The following is a 21,819-nucleotide window of genomic DNA, read 5'->3' on the forward strand; positions in this document are numbered from 1 at the left end:
GGGCTACGCGCCCCCGCCGGGCCTGCGCCGCAGCAGCCAGGGCTCGACCACACCGAGCCCACGGACCGGCCGCTGCCAGGTCGGCTGGAGCGCGAAGCGGTACGTCGGCGGCTCCTCGCCCTCCTTCTCGGCGGCGGCCGCCTCCTCCGCGGCAGCGGCCTCCGAGGCCGGCGCCTCCCCCGTACGCATCAGCTCCTCGGCGAAGGCGCTGTCGACGAGGACGGCGTCGCGTGGAGCTATCGACGTCAACCGTGAGGCGAGGTTCACCGTCGTTCCGAAGACATCACCCATCCGGGTGGTCACCGTGCCGAACGCCATGCCGACGCGGAGCTCCGGCATCGTCTCGTCGTTGGCCATCGTCTCGATGAGCCGCAGCCCGATCTCGGCGGCGATCCCGGAGTCGTCGGCGGCGTACAGCACCTCGTCGCCGAGCGTCTTGATGAGCCGTCCGCCGTGCGCGGCGACCAGGTCGGCGGCTGTCGTCTCGAACGCCTCGACGAGTTCGCCGAGCTCCTCCTCCTCCATACGGCGGGTCAGCCGCGTGAACCCGACGAGGTCGGCGAAGCCGACGGCCAGGCGCCGGTCGACCATCTCCTCGTCGTCGGCGGCCTGCACGACCCGGCCGGCCGAGGCGGCGAGCTGCCGGCGCCAGACGTAGACGAGGAACTCCTCCAGCTCCGGCAGCAGCAGCTCGACGATCGGATACGTGACCTCGGTACGGGTCATGCCGGGCTCGGGCGGCTCGGTCAGACCCTCCAGGAAGGAATCGATCTGCCACTCCGCCAGACGCGCGGTGGTCTGCCCGGTCGACCGCGCCACCTGCACGGCCATCGCCTCACTGAGCAGCCCCGCCTCGACGAGGCCGGAGAGGCGGCGCAGGGCGAGTACGTCGGCCTCGGTGAGGGCCTTGGCCTGGCCGATGTCGGCGAAGCCCATGGCACGCCAGAAGCGGGTGGCCAGCTCCACGGAGACGCCGGCGCTGCGGGCCGCCTGGAAAGGGGTGTAGCGCCGCTCCGCACCCAGGATGAGCTGTTCGAGGCGGAGCGCGAGGGGGTCCTCGTCGTTCTCGGTGCTCTCGGTGCCGTCGGGCGCTGGGTTCTGACCCATGCCGGAGCCCGTGTCGTCGACGGTCACGCCTGCTGCCCTTCCGATCTGCCACGGTCAGGTATCGACCGGCCTCAACTCTACGGCAGGTGTGCGCCAGCTCACTCCGTTAGGTCCAGCCGAAGGAACGGCCCCGCCGCTTTTGTCGGGGCACCCGGCGTTTTGCGCACCCGCCCCTGGGGGCTGCCGCCCCCAGACCCCCGCTTCGGCCCTGAACGGGCCTCGTCCTCAAGCGCCGGACGGGCTGAGATTGCCTGGACCGGCGCCGCCACGCGCAGGGAAAGCGGCACACCGCAAGCACCGGGCACCGGGCACCGGGCACCGGCAACCCTCACGCCGGCCGAAGGTGCACGATGTCCCCCGCCCCCACCGGCTCCTGGACCCCCTCCTCCGTGGCGATCACAAGCCTCCCGTCGCCGTCCAGGGCCACCGCTTCCCCGACCAGCGCCCGCTCACCGGGCAGCTCCGCCCGTACGACCCTCCCGAGGGTCGAACACCCCGCCGCATACGTGTCCTGAAGCCCGCTTGCCGCCGGATCACCCGCGGCCGCCCGCCACCGCCCGTACCAGTCCTCCAGGGACCGCAGGACCGCGCGCAGCAGCGGGTCCCGGTCCGTGTTCGCCGCCCCGGCGAGGAGCAGTGACCCCGCCTGCGGCACGGGCAGTTCCTCGGCGCGGAGGGTGACGTTGATGCCGACGCCGATGACGACGCCGTCGTCGCCGGCGCGCTCGGCGAGGATTCCGCCGGCCTTGCGTTCCTCACTCCCGACATTCACCAGCAGGTCGTTAGGCCATTTGAGTGAGGTGTCGACGCCCGCCGCCCGTGACAACCCCGTGGCGACGGCGACTCCGGTGAGGAGGGGCAGCCAGCCCCAGCGGGCCACCGGAACCTCGGTGGGCCGGAGGAACACGGAGAAGAAGAGGCCGGAACGCGGGGGTGCGGTCCACTGCCGATCCAGCCGGCCCCGCCCCGCCGTCTGCTCCTCGGCGACGAGCACCGCGCCCTCCGCGGCCTTGCCCTGGTCGGCGAGGGCGACCAGGTCGGCGTTGGTGGAGCCGGTGCGTCGCACCACCTCCACCTCCGACCACAGGCCTCCCTCCCGCACCAGCCCGCGCCGCAGTGCCGCGGCGTTGAGGGGCGGACGGTCCAGGTCGGACCAACGGCTGCTGTTGTCGTCTGAAGCATCTTGCGGCGTCATGCAAGCCACCCTAGGTGTGGCAAACGCCGCACTGCCGATTGACAAGCCCCCCACTACTCTACGGATGAGTAACCGTCCCCCCTTTTGAGCAGGCAGGGAGCCACATCCCGATGTCCGAGCCGGAAGAGCGTCACGAGACCCAAGAGCCCCAAGGGATCGACATCCACACGACCGCGGGCAAGCTCGCGGATCTCCAGCGCCGCATCGAGGAAGCGACGCACGCCGGCTCCGCACGCGCCGTCGAGAAGCAGCACGCCAAGGGCAAGTTGACGGCCCGTGAGCGCATCGAGCTGCTGCTCGACGAGGGCTCGTTCGTGGAACTCGACGAGTTCGCCCGGCACCGCTCCACCAACTTCGGCCTCGACAAGAACCGCCCGTACGGGGACGGTGTCGTGACCGGGTACGGGACCGTGGACGGCCGTCCGGTCGCCGTGTTCTCCCAGGACTTCACGGTCTTCGGCGGTGCCCTCGGCGAGGTCTACGGGCAGAAGATCGTCAAGGTGATGGACTTCGCGCTGAAGACCGGCTGCCCGGTCATCGGCATCAACGACTCCGGCGGTGCCCGCATCCAGGAGGGCGTGGCCTCGCTGGGCGCGTACGGCGAGATCTTCCGCCGCAACACCCACGCCTCCGGGGTCATCCCGCAGATCAGCCTGGTCGTCGGCCCGTGCGCCGGTGGCGCGGTCTACTCCCCGGCCATCACCGACTTCACGATCATGGTCGACCAGACCTCGCACATGTTCATCACCGGCCCGGACGTCATCAAGACGGTCACCGGCGAGGACGTCGGCTTCGAGGAGCTGGGCGGCGCGCGCACCCACAACTCCGCCTCGGGCGTGGCGCACCACATGGCCGGGGACGAGAAGGACGCCATCGAGTACGTCAAGCAGCTGCTGTCGTACCTGCCGTCGAACAACCTCTCCGAGGCCCCGGTCTTCCCGGAGGAGGCGGACCTCTCCCTCACCGACGAGGACCGCGAGCTGGACACGCTGGTCCCGGACAGCGCGAACCAGCCGTACGACATGCACACGGTGATCGAGCACATCCTGGACGACGCCGAGTTCTTCGAGACGCAGCCGCTGTTCGCGCCCAACATCCTCACCGGCTTCGGCCGGGTCGAGGGCCAGCCCGTCGGCATCGTCGCCAACCAGCCGATGCAGTTCGCCGGCTGCCTCGACATCCAGGCGAGCGAGAAGGCCGCACGGTTCGTGCGCACCTGCGACGCGTTCAACGTCCCGGTCATCACCTTCGTCGACGTCCCCGGCTTCCTGCCCGGCGTCGACCAGGAGCACGACGGCATCATCCGCCGCGGCGCCAAGCTGATCTACGCCTACGCCGAGGCCACCGTCCCGCTGATCACCGTGATCACACGCAAGGCGTTCGGCGGCGCCTACGACGTCATGGGCTCCAAGCACCTCGGCGCCGACCTCAACCTGGCCTGGCCCACCGCGCAGATCGCCGTCATGGGCGCCCAGGGCGCGGTCAACATCCTGCACCGCCGCACCATCGCCGAGGCGGAGGCGAGCGGCGAGGACATCGAGGCGGTCCGGGCCCGGCTCATCCGGGAGTACGAGGACACCCTGCTCAACCCCTACGTCGCGGCCGAGCGCGGCTACATCGACGCGGTGATCATGCCGTCCGACACCCGCCACCACGTCGTACGCGGGCTGCGTCAGCTGCGTACGAAGCGGGAATCCCTGCCTCCGAAGAAGCACGGCAACATCCCCCTCTAGCCCGGTAAGGAGACGCTGTGACGATCAAGGTCGTACGGGGCAATCCGACCCCCGAGGAGCTGGCCGCCGCCCTGGCGGTGGTCCGCGCCCGCGCCGCGGCGGCGGCAGCCACACCGCCCGGCGCGGAGCCCCCGAGGGCCGCATGGTCCGACCCGTCCAGAATCGCAGCCCACCGCCTGCCCCAACCGGGCCAGGCGTCCTGGGCCCGCACGTACTGGCCCGGCTAGGAGTACTCGAAAGCACCGGGCCGGCCGGAATACCTCAGGGGCGCGGGGAACCGCGCACAGAAGAACAACAGAGGGCGCCAATTTGAGTACCCCTACTCAGGCGCCCCCGACGGCCAAGCCCCACGCTGGTGGCATGCTGTGGTCCGACCCCGAGAACGAGCCGCCCAAGGAACTGCGTGACACGCAGGAGATGTTGCGGCGGCTGGGGCTTCTCATGGCGCTGGCGATGGTGGTCGCGATGATCGTCATCGGTGTGAGCGGCGTGAGATGAGCCCGGCCGGGCGACCCGGATACGCTGACCGCATGACAGATCAGCCGCGCCGCCGACTCGTCCTCGCCTCCCAGTCACCCGCCCGGCTCGGTCTGCTGCGCCAGGCCGGCCTCGCCCCCGAGGTGATCGTGAGCGGCGTCGACGAGGACGCGGTCACCGCCCCCACCCCGGCCGAACTGGCCCTCGCCCTCGCCGAGGCGAAGGCCTCCGTCGTCGCCGCGAGGCCCGAGGTCAAGGGTGCCCTGGTGATCGGCTGCGACTCGGTGCTCGACCTGGACGGCCAGGCCCTCGGCAAGCCGGCCGACGCCGAGGAGGCGACGGCCAGGTGGAAGTCGATGCGCGGACGCGCCGGAACGCTCCAGACGGGGCACTGCGTCTGGGACACCGCGAGCGGACGGCACACCTCCGCCACCGCCTCCACCGTCGTCCACTTCGGCGAGCCGACGGACGAGGAGATCGCCGCGTACGTCGCCTCGGGCGAACCCCTCTACGTTGCCGGAGCCTTCACCCTCGACGGACGCTCGGCCCCGTTCATCAACGGCATCGACGGCGACCACGGCAACGTGATCGGCATCAGCCTGCCCCTGGTGCGGCGGCTGCTGGCGGAACTGGGCGTGGGCATCACCGAGCTGTGGACGCCCCGGGAGAGCTGATCAGGACGCGCTGGGCGCCGGCGGGGGCGTGAGCGGGGAGCCGCCGTCGCCCGGGGCGTCCTCGGGCGCCTCGTCGGCGGCGGTCCGGGGCAGGCGGTCGTACGTCATCAGCAGCAGCACGATGAGCGCCAGTACGACCATCATGAACAGGAACTGGACCCAGCCGAGCAGACCCCACGCGAACGCGCCGAGAAGGCCGTGCACCACGGCCGCGCTGATCAGGAGGATGCGGCCGAAGCCTGCCGGGGGGCGGTTGCGCAGGGCGACCAGGAGGGCCACCAGGCCGCAGAAGGCGAAGTACAGCCCGAAGACGATCCCGCCGATCTTCGACGACGTGGACATCACGTCCGGATCGAGGCCGGCCAGCGACATGTCCTGCCGGTCGACGACCACTCCGAGGAACCAGTTCACCGCCGCCACGCCGAACGCCTCGGCGAAAAGTACGACCGCCACCACCCACGCCACCGGCCTGCGCACCACCGGTCCACCCACTTCCGAGCTGTAGAGCCATTCGAGCGTTGTTAGAGCGACCTGCCGTTACCTCACGTACGTTCGAGACATCGTGAACGCTACTAACGGGTAAACCGCGGGACAAGGGTTCGGCGGCGGGCAAAGAATCGTTGGGCCATTCGTAGGGACTCCACAAAGAAACCGAGTGGCCCGCAGCACGCATTCACAGAGACCTTGACCACATGAGAGGGCTAGGGTTTCCGGGAGGAGTCCTGCGTACCGAGGTGCGACATGGGCTTTCGCGGGTCGAGCGAGCCTCGTATCACGCTCCGTGTGGGCAAGCTCACCACAGGGGACGGGTCGAAGTGCCGTGTCGGCTGTCCCTAAACTCTGCTTGTTTCAAGGAGGGAGCCTCATCGTGCGCAAGGTGCTCATCGCCAACCGTGGCGAAATCGCTGTCCGCGTGGCCCGGGCCTGCCGGGATGCCGGCATCGCGAGCGTGGCCGTCTACGCCGACCCCGACCGGGACGCTCTGCATGTCCGCGCAGCGGATGAGGCGTTCGCCCTGGGCGGTGACACGCCGGGCACCAGCTACTTGGACATCGAGAAGGTGCTGAACGCCGCGCGTGAGTCCGGCGCGGACGCCATCCATCCGGGCTACGGCTTCCTGTCGGAGAACGCGGAGTTCGCGCAGGCGGTCCTGGACGCCGGGCTGGTCTGGATCGGCCCGCCGCCGCAGGCCATCCGTGACCTGGGCGACAAGGTGGCGGCCCGCCACATCGCCCAGCGGGCGGGCGCTCCGCTCGTCGCGGGCACGCCGGACCCCGTCTCGGGCGCGGAGGAGGTCGTGGCCTTCGCCGAGGAGCACGGCCTGCCGATCGCCATCAAGGCGGCCTTCGGCGGTGGCGGTCGCGGCCTGAAGGTGGCCCGGACGCTGGAAGAGGTCCCGGAGCTGTACGACTCGGCCGTCCGTGAGGCCGTCGCGGCCTTCGGGCGCGGTGAGTGCTTCGTGGAGCGCTACCTGGACAAGCCGCGCCACGTCGAGACGCAGTGCCTGGCCGACACCCACGGCAACGTGGTCGTGGTCTCCACCCGCGACTGCTCGCTCCAGCGCCGCCACCAGAAGCTGGTCGAGGAGGCGCCCGCGCCGTTCCTGTCCGACGAGCAGGTCGCCGAGCTGTACTCCTCCTCCAAGGCCATCCTGAAGGAGGCCGGCTACGTCGGCGCCGGCACGGTGGAGTTCCTCGTCGGCAACGACGGCACGATCTCCTTCCTTGAGGTCAACACCCGTCTGCAGGTGGAGCACCCGGTCACCGAGGAGGTCGCCGGTATCGACCTGGTGCGGGAGATGTTCCGCATCGCCGACGGTGAGGAGCTCGGTTACGACGACCCGCCGCTGCGCGGTCATTCGTTCGAGTTCCGCATCAACGGCGAGGACCCGGGCCGCAACTTCCTGCCCGCCCCCGGCACGGTCACCAGGTTCGACCCGCCCGCCGGCCCGGGTGTCCGCCTGGACGCCGGTGTGGAGTCCGGCTCGGTCATCGGCCCGGCGTGGGACTCCCTGCTGGCCAAGCTGATCGTCACCGGCGCCACCCGGGAGCAGGCCCTGCAGCGCGCCGCCCGCGCCCTGGAGGAGTTCCAGGTCGAGGGCATGGCGACGGCCATCCCGTTCCACCGCGCGGTGGTCAGGGACCCGGCGTTCGCCCCGGAGCTCACCGGCTCCACCGACCCGTTCACGGTCCACACCCGCTGGATCGAGACCGAGTTCGTCAACGAGATCAAGCCCTTCGCCGCGCCGGCCGACGCCGAGGCGGACGAGGAGTCGGGCCGTGAGACGGTCGTCGTCGAGGTCGGCGGCAAGCGCCTGGAGGTCTCCCTTCCGGCCTCCCTGGGCATGACCCTCGCCCGCACGGGCCTCGCGGCCGGCGCCAAGCCCAAGCGCCGCGCGGCCAAGAAGTCCGGCCCCGTCGCCTCCGGCGACACCCTCGCCTCCCCGATGCAGGGCACCATCGTCAAGGTCGCCGTCGAGGAAGGCCAGGAGGTCAAGGAGGGCGACCTCGTCGTCGTCCTCGAAGCGATGAAGATGGAGCAGCCGCTCAACGCCCACAAGTCCGGCACCATCAAGGGCCTGAGCGCGGACGTCGGCGCGTCGATCACCTCCGGCGCGGCGATCTGCGAAATCAAGGACTGACCCGCACGCCTGCGAAGCGCCCGGTGCCCCTGATGTCAGGGGCACCGGGCGCTTCGTCGTTGCGTTCTACGCGACCCGGAGGCGAGACAGCCGGGCCTTCCCTGAGCTCAGGAGACTGCCTCGGGCCCCTGACACAGACCCACCCCGGCGTTGCGTGTGGCCCCGGGGGGAGGGACCCTGCGCCGCCACTGCTGCGCACAGCCGCCCGGCGACGGCGGCACGGCGGCGGGGTGCTCTCAGGCCCACCCGAACCGCCGTCGGCCTGCCCCGGACAGCCGTGGGCCGTACGCCACGACACCCCGGTCCGCCTCGGCCGCGCGCTCGCGGGTGCGGCTCAGGCGCTGTCGACCGACCCGGTTGACGGGTGCGACCCGGTTGCCGGGTGCGGCCCCGGTTGCCCGTCGGCCGACTCGGCCTGACGTCAGCAGTCCGGTTGACGCCCACCCGGGCAGGTGGTTCGGCGCTCCCCCGGAGAGCTCACCGGCGGCGGAGGTCCGCGACGCGGTGGCGGTCGGTGGGCTGGTCGCCGAGGGATGCGGCGGCGCGGAGGCCCGCGCCGGGGAGTTGGCCGCGGCGGGGGGACGGGAGGGGGACGTCACGGCGGGAGCGGGGCGGGGCCGGCTCGGCGCCCGTGTTTCCCGGGCCTCCGGACGTGCCGGCGACGGCGATCTGGACCCCCTGGTCCGCGAGGGCCTGCAACTCCGTGGCCGCCCGGTCGTCATGGGCGGGAGGCTCGTCGGTGACCAGGCGGGTGATCAGGTCGGTGGGGACCGTCTGGAACATGGTGTCCGTGCCCAGCTTGGTGTGGTCCGCCAGGACCACGACCTCCGCGGCGGCCTGGACGAGCGCACGGTCGACGGACGCCGACAGCATGTTGGACGTGGACAGACCCCGCTCGGCGGTCAGCCCGCTCCCGGAGAGGAAGGCCCGGGAGACCCGCAGCCCCTGGAGGGACTGCTCGGCACCGGAACCCACCAGCGCGTAATTGGAGCCGCGCAGGGTGCCCCCGGTCATGACGACCTCGACCCGGTTGGCGTGGGCCAGCGCCTGCGCCACCAGCAGCGAGTTGGTGACGACGGTCAGACCGGGCACGCGGGCGAGCCTGCGGGCCAGTTCCTGGGTGGTCGTACCCGCCCCGACCACGATGGCCTCGCCCTCCTCCACGAAGTTGGCGGCGAGGTCGGCGATGGCCGTCTTCTCGGCGGTCGCGAGATGGGATTTTTGCGGAAAGCCGGACTCCCGCGTGAAACCGCCCGGCAATACCGCACCGCCATGCCGGCGGTCGAGGAGTCCTTCTGCCTCCAGTGCCCGCACGTCCCGCCGTACGGTCACTTCGGAGGTCTGGACGACGCGGGCGAGCTCACGGAGCGACACGGCCCCGTTCGCTCGCACCATTTCGAGGATCAATTGGCGACGTTCAGCAGCGAACACGAAACTGACAGTAACCCCAGCGACCGTCTGCTTTCAGCAGTTTGCGCCGAATAGCAGAAGTTGTTCGCACACAGAGGCGGGAGGTGGTATAGGAGCCAACTCCTGTCTCCTATGCCGTCCGCATGGGCCACAACTCCCCGTGACCAGCGGAGAGTCGGATCCGGCCGTCAGATCTCGTCGCCCGCCTTGCGCGTGTGCAACTGCCGCGCCACCTCCGCGATCGACCCCGAAAGAGAGGGGTACACGGTGAACGCGTTCGCGATCTGTTCGACCGTCAGATTGTTGTCGACGGCGATCGAGATGGGGTGGATCAGTTCCGAGGCGCGCGGCGCCACGACCACACCGCCGACGACGATCCCCGTACCCGGGCGGCAGAAGATCTTCACGAAGCCGTCCCGGATGCCCTGCATCTTCGCGCGCGGGTTGCGCAGCAGCGGCAGCTTGACGACCCGGGCGTCGATCTTCCCGCCGTCGACGTCGGCCTGCGAGTAGCCGACGGTGGCGATCTCGGGGTCGGTGAAGACGTTGGAGGAGACCGTTTTGAGGTTCAGCGGGGCCACCGCGTCGCCGAGGAAGTGGTACATGGCGATACGGCCCTGCATGGCGGCGACGGACGCGAGCGCGAAGACCCCGGTCACGTCACCGGCCGCGTAGACACCCGGAGCCGTCGTCCTGGAGACCTTGTCGGTCCAGATGTGCCCGGACTCGCGCACCCGGACCCCGGCCTCCTCCAGGCCGAGCCCGGCGCTGTTGGGGATGGCGCCCACGGCCATCAGGCAGTGCGAGCCGCTGATGACCCGTCCGTCGGCGAGGGTGACCTCGACACGGTCGCCGACGCGCTTGGCGGACTGGGCGCGGGAGCGGGCCATGACGTTCATGCCGCGGCGGCGGAAGACGTCCTCGAGGACGGCCGCGGCGTCCGGGTCCTCGCCGGGCAGCACACGGTCGCGGGAGGAGACGAGGGTGACCTTGGAGCCCAGCGCCTGGTACGCGCCGGCGAACTCGGCACCGGTGACACCCGAGCCGACCACGATGAGCTCCTCGGGCAGCTCGGTGAGGTCGTAGACCTGGGTCCAGTTCAGGATGCGCTCGCCGTCGGGCTGGGCGTCGGGCAGCTCGCGCGGGTGACCACCGGTGGCGATGAGCACGGCGTCGGCGGTGAGCGTCTCCTCGGTGCCGTCGGCGGCGGTGACGACGACCTTCCGCGAGCCGTCGAGGGCCTGCATGCCCTCCAGCCGGCCGCGGCCGCGCAGGACCCGGGCGCCCGCGCGGGTGACGGAGGCGGTGATGTCGTGGGACTGCGCGAGCGCGAGCCGCTTGACACGCCGGTTGACCTTGTCGAGGTCGACCCCGACGACCCGGGCGGCCTGCTCCATCGGCGGCGTGTCGTCGGCGACGATGATTCCCAGCTCCTCGTAGGAGGAGTCGAAGGTGGTCATCACCTCGGCCGTGGCGATGAGGGTCTTGGACGGCACGCAGTCGGTGAGCACCGACGCGCCGCCCAGGCCGTCGCAGTCGACGACGGTCACCTCCGCGCCGAGCTGCGCGGCCACCAGGGCCGCTTCGTATCCGCCGGGTCCGCCACCGATGATCACGATCCGAGTCACGTACCCCATTGTCCCGCACGCCCCCCGCGGTGACTGCTGCGGGGGCGCCCCGAGACACCACTGTTACGGGAGAGACGGAAGCTGCTGGACGCCACAGGAGGGACGGAGACGCCTGCGCCGGTGTGGAGAAGCGGCCGAGCCCGCTGTTGCGAGCGAGGTCGGCGAGCCGCTGCCGTACTCTCGACGCATGTCGCTCTACGCCGCGTACGCCGGCAATCTCGACGCCCGACTGATGACGCGCCGCGCCCCGCACTCGCCGCTGCGCGCCACCGGCTGGCTGAACGGCTGGCGGCTGACCTTCGGCGGTGAGCAGCTGGGCTGGGAGGGCGCGCTGGCGACGATCGTCGAGGACCCCATAGGGCAGGTCTTCGTCGCGCTCTACGACATCGCCGAGATGGACGAGGAGTCGCTGGACCGCTGGGAGGGCGTGGGCCTCGACATCTACCGCCGTATGCGGGTACGCGTCCACACCCTCGACGGCCAGGAGTCGGCCTGGTTGTACGTCCTGAACGCCTACGAGGGCGGACTCCCCTCGGCCCGTTACCTCGGCGAGGTCGCGGACGCGGCGGAGTCGGCGGGCGCGCCACACGATTACGTGATGGAGCTGCGCAAGCGCCCCTGCTGACCGCGGTCCACGGAAGCCGCAGGTTGGACCGGTGGGAACGGCAGGACCGGTGGAGCCGGGCGGGCCGGACCGGCCTGGTTGGAAACGACAAGGCAACGATCGCCATCCCGTTGCCTCCGTCATCTACGCGCGTAGGCCGGGAGCGGCTAGGCTCGTCGCGTGAACGCATCTCTTCTTCCGGACGACATCCAGGGCGACCCCCACGCGGCCGCCGACGCCGCGGCCGCGCGCCTGCGCGAACTGACCGGCGCCGAGACCCACGACGTCGCCCTCGTGATGGGCTCCGGCTGGGCGCCGGCCGTGGACGCCCTCGGCGCGCCCGACGCCGAACTCCAGGTCACCGAGCTGCCCGGCTTCCCCCCGCCGGCGGTGGAGGGGCACGGCGGCAAGATCCGCTCGTACCGGACGGGCGACAAGCGGGCCCTGGTCTTCCTGGGCCGCACCCACTACTACGAGGGTCGCGGCGTCGCCGCCGTCGCGCACGGCGTGCGGACCGCGGTGGCGGCCGGCTGCAAGACGATCGTCCTGACCAACGGCTGCGGCGGCCTGCGCGAGGGCATGCGCCCCGGCCAGCCCGTCCTGATCAGCGACCACATCAACCTGACCGCCACGTCCCCGATCGTCGGCGCGAACTTCGTGGACCTGACCGACCTGTACTCGCCCCGGCTGCGCGCCCTGTGCAAGGAGGTCGACGCGACCCTGGAGGAGGGCGTCTACGCCCAGTTCCCCGGCCCGCACTACGAGACGCCGGCCGAGATCCGCATGGCCCGCACCATCGGGGCGGACCTCGTCGGCATGTCCACGGTGCTGGAGGCCATCGCGGCCCGTGAGGCGGGCGCCGAGGTGCTGGGTATCTCCCTCGTGACCAACCTCGCCGCCGGCATGACCGGCGAGCCCCTCAACCACGAGGAGGTCCTCCAGGCGGGCCGCGACTCGGCGACCCGGATGGGCAGCCTGCTGGCGCAGGTGCTGGGCCGACTGTAGGACCGGTACCTCAGGGACGCCGGCCAGGAACAAGCAGCCCGTCCGGCGCTTGAGGACGAGGCCTTTCGGGCCGAAGCGGGGGTCTGGGGGCGCCGCCCCCAGGTACCTGGACCACAAGACGAGGAGAGGTTGACTCCGACGTGCACGACGACGACCTGATCGCCAGGGCGAAGGCATGGCTCGCCGAGGATCCCGACGACGACACCCGCACGGAACTCGCCGAGCTCATCGACACCGGCGCCCACACCGAACTCGCCGCCCGCTTCGCCGGCACGCTCCAGTTCGGCACGGCGGGTCTGCGCGGTGAACTCGGCGCCGGCCCCCTGCGGATGAACCGCTCGGTCGTGATCCGCGCCGCCGCCGGCCTCGCCGCGTACCTCAAGCAGCAGGGCCGTACGGACGGTCTCGTCGTCGTCGGCTACGACGCCCGCCACAAGTCCGCCGACTTCGCCCGCGACACCGCCGCGGTCATGACGGGCGCGGGCCTGCGCGCCGCGGTCCTCCCGCGCCCCCTCCCCACGCCCGTCCTCGCCTACGCCATCAGGCACCTGGGCGCGGCCGCCGGCGTCGAGGTCACCGCCAGCCACAACCCGCCCCGCGACAACGGCTACAAGGTCTACCTCGGCGACGGCTCCCAGATCGTCCCGCCCGCCGACGCGGAGATCGCCGCCGAGATCGACGCGATCGGCAGCCTGCACGACGTCCCGCGGCCCGACTCGGGCTGGGAGATCCTCGACGACTCCGTCCTCGACGCCTACCTCGCCCGTACGGACGCCGTACTGGCCGACGGCTCCCCCCGTACCGCCCGCACCGTCTACACGGCGATGCACGGCGTCGGCAAGGACGTCCTCCTCGCCGCGTTCGCCCGCGCGGGTTTCCCGGAGCCGGTCCTCGTCGCCGAGCAGGCCGAGCCCGACCCGGACTTCCCGACCGTCTCCTTCCCCAACCCGGAAGAGCCCGGCGCGATGGACCTCGCCTTCGCGAAGGCCCGCGAGACGGCCCCGGACCTGATCATCGCCAACGACCCGGACGCCGACCGCTGCGCCGTGGCCGTCGAGGACGCCGGCGAGTGGCGCATGCTCCGCGGCGACGAGGTGGGCGCGCTCCTCGCCGCCCACCTGGTCGCCCGAGGCGCCCAGGGCACCTTCGCGGAATCCATCGTCTCCTCCTCCCTCCTCGGCCGGATCGCCGAGAAGGCCGGTCTGCCGTACGAGGAGACCCTCACCGGCTTCAAGTGGATCGCCCGCGTCGACGGCCTGCGCTACGGCTACGAGGAGGCCCTCGGCTACTGCGTCGACCCCGACGGCGTACGCGACAAGGACGGCATCACCGCCGCGCTCCTCATCACGGAACTCGCGTCCGAGCTCAAGGAGCGGGGCCGCACGCTCCTCGACCTCCTCGACGACCTCGCCGTGGAACACGGCCTGCACGCCACGGACCAGCTCTCGGTGCGCGTCCAGGACCTGTCGGTCATCGGCGCCGCCATGCGCCGCCTGCGCGAGGAGCCGCCCACGGAACTCGCGGGCCTCCCGATCGTCAAGGCGGAGGACCTCACCCGGGGCACGGATCAGCTCCCGCCCACCGACGGTCTCCGCTACACCCTCACCGGCGCCCGCGTCATCGTCCGCCCCAGCGGCACGGAGCCCAAGCTGAAGTGCTACCTGGAGGTCGTGGTCCCGGTCGAGTCGCGGGCCGCCCTCCCGACGGCCCGCACCAAGGCGGCCGAACTCCTGGCGACCATCAAGCGGGACCTGTCGACGGCGGCCGGCATCTGAGGACGCCGGGGCGCTGTCGACGGGGGTTGACGGCCCCCATGTGAAAGGGCCTCCGCCCGAAGGCGGAGGCCCTTTCACATGGTCAGAATCCAATCAGGACCGGTCAGAAGAAGCCGTTCAGGTCGAACCAGTCTCCGGCCGTCTCCACACGCGGGTCCAGCGTGCCGCTGCCGCGGCCCTGGTACACGAGCTGGCAGCCGACGCCCCTGCAGCTCTCGCCGACATAGCTGCTCTTGGTGGTGGTGACGAGGTCGGCGCGGCCGTCGCCGGAGACATCGCCCAGGCCCAGGAACGTCTCCATGACGTTCCAGCCGCTGTTGCCGATCAGCACACGGGACCCGAGGGCCCCGGCCTTGCCCGGGTACAACCACAGCTGCCCGGTGGAGGCCTGGCGGGCGATCAGGTCCGCACGGCCGTCACCGTTCATGTCGCCCGCCCCGACCAGGGCGCTCATGCCGGTCCAGCCGCTGTTGCCGATGAGCTTGCGCGCACCGAGGGTGCCGGTGGAGGTGCCGGGGTACAGCCAGAGCTTGCCCGTGGCCTTCTCGACGGCCAGCACGTCCGAGCGGCCGTCGCCGGAGAGGTCGCCGTACGCGACGATCCGGCTCATGGCGTTCCAGCCGCCGTTGCCGATGAGCTTGCGCGCACCGAGGCTGCCGTTGCCGGCGCCCGGGTACAGCCACAGCTTCCCGGTGGACGCCTCGCGGGCGATCACGTCCTCGCGGCCGTCACCGCTGAAGTCGCCGTGCCGCACGAGGGCGTTCATGACGTTCCAGCCGCTGTTGCCGACCAGCTGCCCGGTGCCGTCGCCGCGCAGGAACCACAGCCGGCCCGCCTTGTCCCGGACGAGGACGTCGGCCTTGCGGTCGGCGTTCAGATCCCCGAAGCCCGCCGCCTGGGGCGCGGTCGTCGCGTACCACTCCGGGTAGGCCGGGTAGTAGCACTCCCGCTCGGTGGCGACGAAGCTCACGGAGCTGACGGTACGGTGCGAGCCGCCCCACTCGGTGCCCGCGGGGTCGGGGGCCCACGAGGTGACGCCGCCGGACTTGCTGTAGTTCGCGTCGTCGTGCAGGCAGGCGAATTTGGACGTGCGGTTCACGACGGACTGGAACGTGTTGTCCCAGGTCCCCAGCGTCGCCTTGTTCGTGTTCGTCTTGAACATGGTGCCCGTGCCGTCCCCCGACTTCCAGGCACAGAAATAGCCCGCCGGGCAGTCGCCGATCGCGGCCTCGGCGGGCGCCGCGCCCGCACCGAGGAGCCCGAGCGAGGTGAGCCCCAGCGTCGTGGCCAACGCGGCCAGGCGCCGGAGCAGTGATATGCGCATTTCTTCCCTCCCTGAGGCGGCACGGAGAAACACTCGACGTGCCGCTGAAGGAAGATACCTCGCCGACGCGATCACTGGTCGGTGCCGGTCGTGTGGTCCCCGTGCCGGACGGAGCCTCAACGCCGGGCGTGGCGGATCTTCAGACGTCCGAATCCCATGGCCCCCGAGATTCGGATCGTCGGCCCGCCGGGGCGGGGACGCCGCGGGGGCTCGTAACGCAGGTCCTTCCACCCGGTGTGCAGACCCTCGACGTCGACGACCGCGTCGCGAGGCACCGTGATCCTGGCCGCTCCGGTTCCGAGTTGCAGCTCGATGTCGACGACCGGGTGCTCGATGACCGCCCGGGACAGATCCAGGCGCACCCTTCCGTATGCGGACTCGACCTTGAGGATCCGGGGTACCCGCCATGCGCCGCGCCGCTTGATCCGTCCGCCGGCGGCAGCGATCGTCGACGTGGTGTGCGTGGGCTCCGCCGGGAGTGAGGCCAGCGCCGACACGAGCTCGCCCTGTGCCTCGGCGGTGAGCACCTGGTCGAGGCGTTCGTCCAACTCCTCGTGCGAGATGAGCCCTTCGGCGTACGCCTCCTGCAGGCGCCGCACGGCCGTGTCGCGGGCCTCTTCGCCGACCAGTGACGCTGAGTCTTCCGGCAAGGGGAGCACCGTCTCACCCTACCGAGCGCCTCCCGCGCACCACAGCGGGACGAGCCAAGTCGGTGGAGGCGGTCAACGAGTGCGCTGCGGTTCGTAGATCGTGTTCCCACCCTGGGAGGTCTTCGGGGGCCATCCATTCGCTGTAGTGCGCGGCGGCGGAGAGGAACCGTGTCTCCTCCTGAGTACGGGCTGCCACCGTCATCGACAGCCGGTCAGCCACGTCCCCGGGACTCAACTCGCCTTCCACGAGACCGAAGGCGAGCTTTACGAGGAGCCATCGGCCGGCTGTCTCCTCGTCCGGAAGGGACACGCCGAGTTCGTGCAGAGCCTGGACGTACAGCTCGCGCACCTCGGCCTCATCGCCTCGGCGCGGCAGTCCGGCCAGCTCGCGCAGGGCGGGGGAATCGTGGCCGTCGACGAGCGCGTGCGCGGCGAGCATCGGGAGTTCCTCGGCAGGGAGTACTTCCGCCACGTAGAGCCAAGCGCTGTGCTGCAACTGGTCCATGCGGCCATCGTGAAGGCGGCGGGGACGTTCTGACCAGCCGATTACTGTTGTGGCCCCGGTATCCGCGTCCTGGTGGGCCCGGACGCGCACCCCATCGAGTGATTTCGTCGCGACAGCCGACGCCCGCTCCCCGCGCCGCCTCCCTCCCCGGGAAACGGTGGACCGGTACTCGTCCGCCGAGTCCTGGAGACCGTGCCGTGTCCTCGACCGCCCCCGAAACCGCCCGTAGCGGCCTCGTGCCGGGCACCCGGCGACGTCCTCGCACTCCTGAACCGGTCCGGCCCGTCACGGAACTCGGCCGCGCGGCCCCGGCGCTGATGGCCTACACCGGCGTACGCGCCGCCGGGCTGCTGGTTCTCGCGCTGTGGGCGCACCGCAGGCATCACGGGGTCTGGCCGATCCTGGCGACGCGGTGGGACGCCGACTGGTATCTCGGCATCGCCGATCACGGGTACGCCCGCGCGCTGGGTACGGAGTACGACGCCAACAACCTCGCCTTCTTTCCGCTGCACCCGGTCCTCGTGAAGGCTGTCGCGGCCGTCACCCCGGGTTCCCGCGCCACCGTCGGTCTGTGCCTCGCCGTCGTTGCCTCGCTGCTGGCCGCCTGGGGGATCTTCGCCGTCGGCGACCGGCTGCACGGGCGGCGCGTCGGTGTGCTGCTCACCGTGCTGTGGGCCTCGCTCCCGGTCGGGCTGGTGCAGTGGATGGGCTACACGGAGTCCCTCTTCACGGCCCTCGCCGCCTGGGCGCTGTACGCCGTCCTCGTCGACCGGTGGCTGTGGGCGGGTGCCCTGGCCGCGCTGGCCGGGGTGACCCGGCCGACCGGTGTCGCGGTGGCGGCCGCGGTCACCGTCACCGCCCTGCTGCGCCTGCGTGGTCGGCCCACGGCACTCGTGGCAGCCGTTCTCGCGCCGCTCGGCTGGTGCTCGTACGTCGGCTGGGTGGCGCTCAGGCTGGGCCGCTGGGACGGGTACTTCGCCGTACAGCGGTTGTGGCACAACGAGTGGGACGGCGGTCGGGAGACCCTGCGCAGGATGCGGGAGCTGCTGGCGTACGACTCGACGCCCGAGCTGTTCCTGGTGGTGGTGACCGTGACGCTGATCGCGTCGGTGGTCCTGTTCGGCCTCGCGGTGGCGGACCGGCAGCCGGTTCCGCTGCTGGCGTTCGCAGGTGTCCTGCTGGCGATCGTGCTGGGCAGCGGCGGCGTGTACTTCCCACGCGCCCGCTTCCTCCTCCCCGCCTTCCCCCTGCTCCTCCCCCTCGCCCTGCACCTCTCCCACGCCTCCCGCCGCTACCGTCTGCTCGCCCTCACGGCGGCCGTGGCGGGCTCGGCGTACTGCGGCGCGTACATGGCACTGGTGTGGCCGAGCGCACCGTGAGCGGAGCGCCGTCTGCCTCTGCCACCGCTGCCTCTGCCTCTGCCTCTGCCTCTGCCTCTGCCTCTGCCTCTGCCTCTGCCTCTGCCTGCGGCCCGCCTACGGCAGCAGCACCAGCGCCGCCGTCCACACCACCGCGACCACCACCGCGAGCGGCCACAGCGTTCGCTCGCGCCGCCGCTCGTCGGTCTCGCCGGTCGGGCGGGCCGAGGGCTCTCGCCACATCGCCGTGATCTCGGCGGCCGTCCGCTCGTGCGGATGAAGCAGGCCGGCCCTCCGTTCCAGCCACTGCCAGCGGGCCGAGGGCACCGTCCACGCGTCGAAGGACGTCCGCCGGCTGTCGATCATCAGCTCGCCGCGCTTGGCCAGGACGACCCGGATGTGGTCCCAGGCGACGTGCTGGGTCCGGCGCAGCCCACTGACCCACAGGCCGGTGCTGTCGGCGGTGACCCGCCAGGCGAGGAGGTTCGGCAGCATGACCACGGCCATGACGCCGGTGCACACGCCGAGGACGTAGCGCCAGACACCGGTCTCGCCCCAGACCAGGACCACGCACCACGACAGTCCCAGCGCGGCGTAGAGCCGGTCGGCCCAGCCGGCGCGCCAGTGCCGTACGGACTCGGGCCGCGCACCGCTCGGCGCCGCGGTGACGGCGGCCGCGGCCACCGACCGCAGCTCCTCCTGCCGTGCCGCGCTCGCGGCGGTCTGCTTCTGGTGGGCGATCCGCTGCCGTACGGAACCGTCGGACAGGGGGCGTACCGGCCCCGTCGACCGCTCCACCACGGGCGGCTCGTCCGGCTCCTCGGCGGCGGCGACCAGCAGGACCTCGGCGCCGTCGTAGGGAAGCCCGTACAGGACGGCCTCGCGCAGGGGGCCCGGTGTGTCGTCGTCGAGACGGTCGAGGATCTCGGCGAGTTTCTTCTCGTCGGCTTCGGGATCGTCCGGTTCGTCGGAGTCCCCGGCCTCGTCCTCGTCCTCTTCCTCGTCCACCTCCGTGGTCGCGACGGTGAACAGTGGCCGTAGCGCCGCCGTGTCGTCAGCCGCGTACACCTCGGCGTCGATGTCGGTGTTCTCCCGCACCAGCACCCGCAGCACGGGCGCGGGCGCCCGGCGCAGGGCCGCGGCGCGGCTGCGTCCCAGGGTGCTGGAAAGGACGACGGTGACGCCGAGACCGACGACGTACCAGCCGAGGACGGGAGCCGACTGCCGGCCCTCGGCCCCGTCCCAGAGCCCCGCGGTGGCGACCAGCACGACACCGGTGACGGCGAGAACCCCGCCCGGCCAGCGGAGGAGCTGTCCCCGCCGCAGCGGGCCTCCCGCGTCCGGCAGTTCGGCCGTCACGCCCCCGGTGGCCGCCCGCACCGCCTCCCGCTGCCGCTTCCGCGCGGCCAGCCGCAACTCGGTGGTCGCCCAGATCAGTGCCGACGCCAGTACGAGGCCCAGCGCCCCCGCCCACGGCAGCGCACCCCCGTACAGAAGAACCAGGGCGACGGTCACCGGCGCCGAGACCCGTACGGCCTCGGGCCGCGCCACCAGCCAGACGAGCTGCAGCGCGCAGCCAGCGGCGACCCATGCGGGCAGCTCGGTGGCGTAGGCCAGCGCCCCGGCCGCTCCGGCGGCGAGCAGCAGCACCACCACCACGGCCGACGTCCGCACCCGCACCGGCACCCAGCGCGGCGGCAACACCTCCGTCCAGCGGCGTGCCTGCTCCGCGTCCCAGGGCAGGCAGCCGTCGGGTATCGCGGAGGGCGGCAACGGCAAGGGGCGCCCGGAGGCCGTACTCATGTCTGTTCTCCGTGTCCGGCCGAGCCCAGCGCTCGGCGTGCCGTTCTGCGTTCCGCCACGCGGGCGCGCTCCATCACGGCGCGACTGTCGGCCGCCGTGGAGAAGAAGTCACCCAACCGCCAGCAAAATCACCAACAACAGCGCCCCGGCCACCGCGGGCCCCGCGATCTCCCACGCCCACCGAACCGTCACCTCGCCCTGCGCGGACCCTTCCTTCTCGCGCGCCTCCCAGAGTTCCCGCAGGTCGTCCATGACCTTGTCGGTCTCGGCCCGCGTCGGCGCGGCCGAGACGCGTCCCGCGTGCCCACCGCCCGAGAAGCCGCCCGGGCCACCGCCGATACCGCCGCCGAAGCCCCGGGCCGAGCGGCCCCCACCGCCCGCCTCCGCCGCGGCTCGCGCCTGGTTCCGCGCCGCCTTCTTGCGGGCCCGCAGCGAGACGGGGATGGCCCACAGCTGGTACTTGGTCCCGGACTTGGCGACGACCTCGTTGGAGTAGCCGGAGCGGAGCCCGGCGACCTGCCCCCAGGGCAGCACGATGACGCGGAACGGGTTGCGGACGCGCAGCCGGTCCTCGCCGGCGAAGACGGCGGGCCGCAGGGTGAAGGCGACCACCAGCGGCAGGACGAGGATCATCGTGGCGAGGGCCAGCCACGGCGTCCGGTCGCGTCCCGCGACGAGCGCGTCGATGCCGAGCCAGCCCACGATGGCGAGCAGCAGGACGCCACCGGCGATGCCCGCGGGCGACCGGTAGATCCGGTCCTTGGACACGGGCACAGGGGGCTGCGGCGCGGGAGACTGGTCGTCGGGGGTCGTCATGGTCCCGATTCTGCACGACGGGGTGGAGGGCGCTCATGAGTGGTGCCACAGCGGTGGCACGGCGGCGCTCATGTGCGGTCGCACAGCGTGGAACGAGCACCCGGGGCTGTACAGCCGCTACGCGCGTAGATATGCTCGTCTGGTGACCATGCCCACCAATGCACCCACCGCAGCAAACGCTCTGGCGGACGTCACCGCGTCCGACAGCTCACTGCGCCGCTTCCTCCACGGGCTGCCCGGCGTCGACGCGGTCGGCCTGGAGGCGCGCGCCGCCTCGCTCGGCACCCGTTCCATCAAGACGACCGCCAAGGCGTACGCCATCGACCTCGCCATCTCGATGGTCGACCTGACGACGCTGGAAGGCGCGGACACCCCGGGCAAGGTCCGGGCGCTCGGCGCCAAGGCCGTCCACCCCGACCCGACCGACCGCACCTCCCCCGCCACGGCCGCGGTCTGCGTCTATCCCGACATGGTGGCCGCCGCCAAGGAGGCCGTCGCGGGTTCGAGCGTGAAGGTCGCCTCCGTCGCCACCGCCTTCCCGGCGGGCCGAGCCGCCCTCGATGTGAAGCTGTCCGACGTGCGCGACGCGGTCGCCGCCGGCGCCGACGAGATCGACATGGTCATCGACCGCGGGGCGTTCCTCGCGGGCAGGTACGCGAAGGTCTACGACGAGATCGTCGCCGTGCGGGAGGCCTGTGGCTCGAGCGCTCGCCTGAAGGTCATCTTCGAGACCGGCGAGCTCTCGACGTACGACAACATCCGCCGCGCCAGCTGGCTCGGCATGCTGGCCGGGGCCGACTTCATCAAGACGTCGACCGGCAAGGTGGCGGTGAACGCCACCCCCGCGAACACGCTCCTGATGCTGGAGGCCGTCCGCGACTTCCGCGCCCAGACCGGGGTACAGGTCGGGGTGAAGCCCGCCGGCGGCATCCGTACCAGCAAGGACGCGATCAAGTTCCTCGTCCTGGTCAACGAGACCGTCGGCGAGGACTGGCTGGACAACCACTGGTTCCGCTTCGGCGCCTCCTCGCTCCTGAACGACCTGCTGATGCAGCGCCAGAAGCTGGCCACCGGCCGCTACTCCGGCCCCGACTACGTGACGGTGGACTGATCT

At 71.7% G+C, this 21,819-nt stretch carries 20 protein-coding genes; 10 read left to right on the plus strand and 10 right to left on the minus strand.

What is annotated here, in order from left to right; translation table 11 throughout:
• Window positions 1-3: 3 nt before the first annotated feature.
• Both ACGFNV_RS09425 and ACGFNV_RS09430 read right to left on the minus strand, forming a co-directional pair.
• Window positions 4-1,134 carry an adenylate/guanylate cyclase domain-containing protein gene (locus ACGFNV_RS09425; RefSeq protein WP_133927433.1) on the minus strand — a complete coding sequence of 377 codons (1,131 nt, stop codon included), beginning with the start codon at window positions 1,132-1,134 and terminating at the stop codon, window positions 4-6.
• A 301-nt stretch (window positions 1,135-1,435) separates the two neighbouring features.
• Window positions 1,436-2,302 carry a biotin--[acetyl-CoA-carboxylase] ligase gene (locus tag ACGFNV_RS09430; protein WP_393620804.1) on the minus strand — a complete coding sequence of 289 codons (867 nt, stop codon included), beginning with the start codon at window positions 2,300-2,302 and terminating at the stop codon, window positions 1,436-1,438.
• Between the two features lie 110 nt (window positions 2,303-2,412).
• Between ACGFNV_RS09430 and ACGFNV_RS09435 the strand changes: the two genes are divergently transcribed.
• From ACGFNV_RS09435 to ACGFNV_RS09450, 4 genes are all read left to right on the plus strand, one after another.
• Window positions 2,413-4,035: an acyl-CoA carboxylase subunit beta gene (locus ACGFNV_RS09435; RefSeq protein ID WP_393620806.1), complete on the plus strand. Its 1,623-nt coding sequence runs from the start codon at window positions 2,413-2,415 to the stop codon at window positions 4,033-4,035.
• Window positions 4,036-4,052: 17 nt separating this feature from the next.
• A complete protein-coding gene (locus ACGFNV_RS09440; RefSeq protein ID WP_393620807.1) occupies window positions 4,053-4,262 on the plus strand; it encodes an acyl-CoA carboxylase epsilon subunit in 210 nt (69 codons plus the stop codon).
• 133 nt (window positions 4,263-4,395) lie between these two features.
• Window positions 4,396-4,533, plus strand: coding sequence for a morphogenic membrane protein MmpB (gene mmpB / locus ACGFNV_RS09445; protein WP_133927437.1), 138 nt, complete (start codon window positions 4,396-4,398; stop codon window positions 4,531-4,533).
• 32 nt (window positions 4,534-4,565) lie between these two features.
• Window positions 4,566-5,186, plus strand: coding sequence for a Maf family protein (locus ACGFNV_RS09450; RefSeq protein ID WP_393620809.1), 621 nt, complete (start codon window positions 4,566-4,568; stop codon window positions 5,184-5,186).
• On the opposite strand, the gene ACGFNV_RS09455 is transcribed toward ACGFNV_RS09450, so the two are convergent.
• Window positions 5,187-5,666 carry a hypothetical protein gene (locus ACGFNV_RS09455; RefSeq protein WP_393621475.1) on the minus strand — a complete coding sequence of 160 codons (480 nt, stop codon included), beginning with the start codon at window positions 5,664-5,666 and terminating at the stop codon, window positions 5,187-5,189.
• Window positions 5,667-6,054: 388 nt separating this feature from the next.
• On the opposite strand from ACGFNV_RS09455, the gene ACGFNV_RS09460 reads away from it, so the two are divergent.
• The gene (locus ACGFNV_RS09460) at window positions 6,055-7,827 is read left to right on the plus strand and encodes an acetyl/propionyl/methylcrotonyl-CoA carboxylase subunit alpha (RefSeq protein WP_393620810.1); all 1,773 of its coding nucleotides are present in this window, start codon (window positions 6,055-6,057) and stop codon (window positions 7,825-7,827) included.
• Window positions 7,828-8,304: 477 nt separating this feature from the next.
• Here ACGFNV_RS09460 and ACGFNV_RS09465 read toward each other — a convergent pair whose 3' ends face one another.
• Complete coding sequence (locus tag ACGFNV_RS09465; protein ID WP_393620812.1) at window positions 8,305-9,258, minus strand: DeoR/GlpR family DNA-binding transcription regulator; 954 nt, start codon at window positions 9,256-9,258, stop codon at window positions 8,305-8,307.
• Between the two features lie 167 nt (window positions 9,259-9,425).
• Window positions 9,426-10,874, minus strand: coding sequence for an NAD(P)H-quinone dehydrogenase (locus ACGFNV_RS09470; RefSeq protein WP_133927443.1), 1,449 nt, complete (start codon window positions 10,872-10,874; stop codon window positions 9,426-9,428).
• 178 nt (window positions 10,875-11,052) lie between these two features.
• Here ACGFNV_RS09470 and ACGFNV_RS09475 point away from each other — a divergent pair, with 178 nt between their 5' ends.
• From ACGFNV_RS09475 to ACGFNV_RS09485, 3 genes are all read left to right on the plus strand, one after another.
• Window positions 11,053-11,490 carry a gamma-glutamylcyclotransferase gene (locus tag ACGFNV_RS09475; protein ID WP_393620813.1) on the plus strand — a complete coding sequence of 146 codons (438 nt, stop codon included), beginning with the start codon at window positions 11,053-11,055 and terminating at the stop codon, window positions 11,488-11,490.
• Between the two features lie 159 nt (window positions 11,491-11,649).
• A complete protein-coding gene (locus tag ACGFNV_RS09480; protein ID WP_133927445.1) occupies window positions 11,650-12,474 on the plus strand; it encodes a purine-nucleoside phosphorylase in 825 nt (274 codons plus the stop codon).
• A 140-nt stretch (window positions 12,475-12,614) separates the two neighbouring features.
• A complete protein-coding gene (locus ACGFNV_RS09485; RefSeq protein ID WP_393620815.1) occupies window positions 12,615-14,249 on the plus strand; it encodes a phospho-sugar mutase in 1,635 nt (544 codons plus the stop codon).
• 103 nt (window positions 14,250-14,352) lie between these two features.
• On the opposite strand, the gene ACGFNV_RS09490 is transcribed toward ACGFNV_RS09485, so the two are convergent.
• From ACGFNV_RS09490 to ACGFNV_RS09500, 3 genes are all read right to left on the minus strand, one after another.
• Window positions 14,353-15,573, minus strand: a complete 1,221-nt coding sequence (locus tag ACGFNV_RS09490) for an FG-GAP-like repeat-containing protein (protein ID WP_393620816.1) — start codon at window positions 15,571-15,573, stop codon at window positions 14,353-14,355.
• A gap of 116 nt (window positions 15,574-15,689) precedes the next feature.
• Window positions 15,690-16,232 (minus strand): DUF1707 domain-containing protein, encoded by a 543-nt coding sequence (locus ACGFNV_RS09495; protein ID WP_393620818.1) that lies wholly within the window; start codon window positions 16,230-16,232, stop codon window positions 15,690-15,692.
• A 4-nt stretch (window positions 16,233-16,236) separates the two neighbouring features.
• The gene (locus ACGFNV_RS09500) at window positions 16,237-16,728 is read right to left on the minus strand and encodes a hypothetical protein (protein WP_393620819.1); all 492 of its coding nucleotides are present in this window, start codon (window positions 16,726-16,728) and stop codon (window positions 16,237-16,239) included.
• 197 nt (window positions 16,729-16,925) lie between these two features.
• Here ACGFNV_RS09500 and ACGFNV_RS09505 point away from each other — a divergent pair, with 197 nt between their 5' ends.
• The gene (locus ACGFNV_RS09505; protein WP_393620820.1) at window positions 16,926-18,107 is read left to right on the plus strand and encodes a hypothetical protein; all 1,182 of its coding nucleotides are present in this window, start codon (window positions 16,926-16,928) and stop codon (window positions 18,105-18,107) included.
• A gap of 96 nt (window positions 18,108-18,203) precedes the next feature.
• Here ACGFNV_RS09505 and ACGFNV_RS09510 read toward each other — a convergent pair whose 3' ends face one another.
• On the minus strand, window positions 18,204-19,889 hold the full coding sequence (locus ACGFNV_RS09510; protein WP_393620822.1) for a hypothetical protein: 1,686 nt from the start codon (window positions 19,887-19,889) through the stop codon (window positions 18,204-18,206).
• A gap of 108 nt (window positions 19,890-19,997) precedes the next feature.
• Window positions 19,998-20,705: a PH domain-containing protein gene (locus ACGFNV_RS09515; protein WP_393620823.1), complete on the minus strand. Its 708-nt coding sequence runs from the start codon at window positions 20,703-20,705 to the stop codon at window positions 19,998-20,000.
• Between the two features lie 148 nt (window positions 20,706-20,853).
• Here ACGFNV_RS09515 and deoC point away from each other — a divergent pair, with 148 nt between their 5' ends.
• Window positions 20,854-21,816, plus strand: coding sequence for a deoxyribose-phosphate aldolase (gene deoC / locus ACGFNV_RS09520; RefSeq protein WP_393621477.1), 963 nt, complete (start codon window positions 20,854-20,856; stop codon window positions 21,814-21,816).
• The last annotated feature ends 3 nt before the right edge of the window (window positions 21,817-21,819 follow it).

Origin of the sequence: Streptomyces sp. NPDC048751 (assembly GCF_043198595.1) — a bacterium.
GTDB lineage: Bacteria > Actinomycetota > Actinomycetes > Streptomycetales > Streptomycetaceae > Streptomyces.

What these genes read in the sequence shown, in the direction of transcription:
- ACGFNV_RS09430 (WP_393620804.1), bottom strand. Translation starts at nt 2,302, where the DNA reads ATGACGCCGCAAGATGCTTCAGACGACAACAGCAGCCGTTGGTCCGAC.
- ACGFNV_RS09435 (WP_393620806.1), top strand. Translation starts at nt 2,413, where the DNA reads ATGTCCGAGCCGGAAGAGCGTCACGAGACCCAAGAGCCCCAAGGGATC.
- mmpB (WP_133927437.1), top strand. Translation starts at nt 4,396, where the DNA reads ATGCTGTGGTCCGACCCCGAGAACGAGCCGCCCAAGGAACTGCGTGAC.
- ACGFNV_RS09450 (WP_393620809.1), top strand. Translation starts at nt 4,566, where the DNA reads ATGACAGATCAGCCGCGCCGCCGACTCGTCCTCGCCTCCCAGTCACCC.
- ACGFNV_RS09470 (WP_133927443.1), bottom strand. Translation starts at nt 10,874, where the DNA reads ATGGGGTACGTGACTCGGATCGTGATCATCGGTGGCGGACCCGGCGGA.
- ACGFNV_RS09475 (WP_393620813.1), top strand. Translation starts at nt 11,053, where the DNA reads ATGTCGCTCTACGCCGCGTACGCCGGCAATCTCGACGCCCGACTGATG.
- ACGFNV_RS09490 (WP_393620816.1), bottom strand. Translation starts at nt 15,573, where the DNA reads ATGCGCATATCACTGCTCCGGCGCCTGGCCGCGTTGGCCACGACGCTG.
- ACGFNV_RS09500 (WP_393620819.1), bottom strand. Translation starts at nt 16,728, where the DNA reads ATGGACCAGTTGCAGCACAGCGCTTGGCTCTACGTGGCGGAAGTACTC.
- ACGFNV_RS09510 (WP_393620822.1), bottom strand. Translation starts at nt 19,889, where the DNA reads ATGAGTACGGCCTCCGGGCGCCCCTTGCCGTTGCCGCCCTCCGCGATA.
- ACGFNV_RS09515 (WP_393620823.1), bottom strand. Translation starts at nt 20,705, where the DNA reads ATGACGACCCCCGACGACCAGTCTCCCGCGCCGCAGCCCCCTGTGCCC.
- deoC (WP_393621477.1), top strand. Translation starts at nt 20,854, where the DNA reads ATGCCCACCAATGCACCCACCGCAGCAAACGCTCTGGCGGACGTCACC.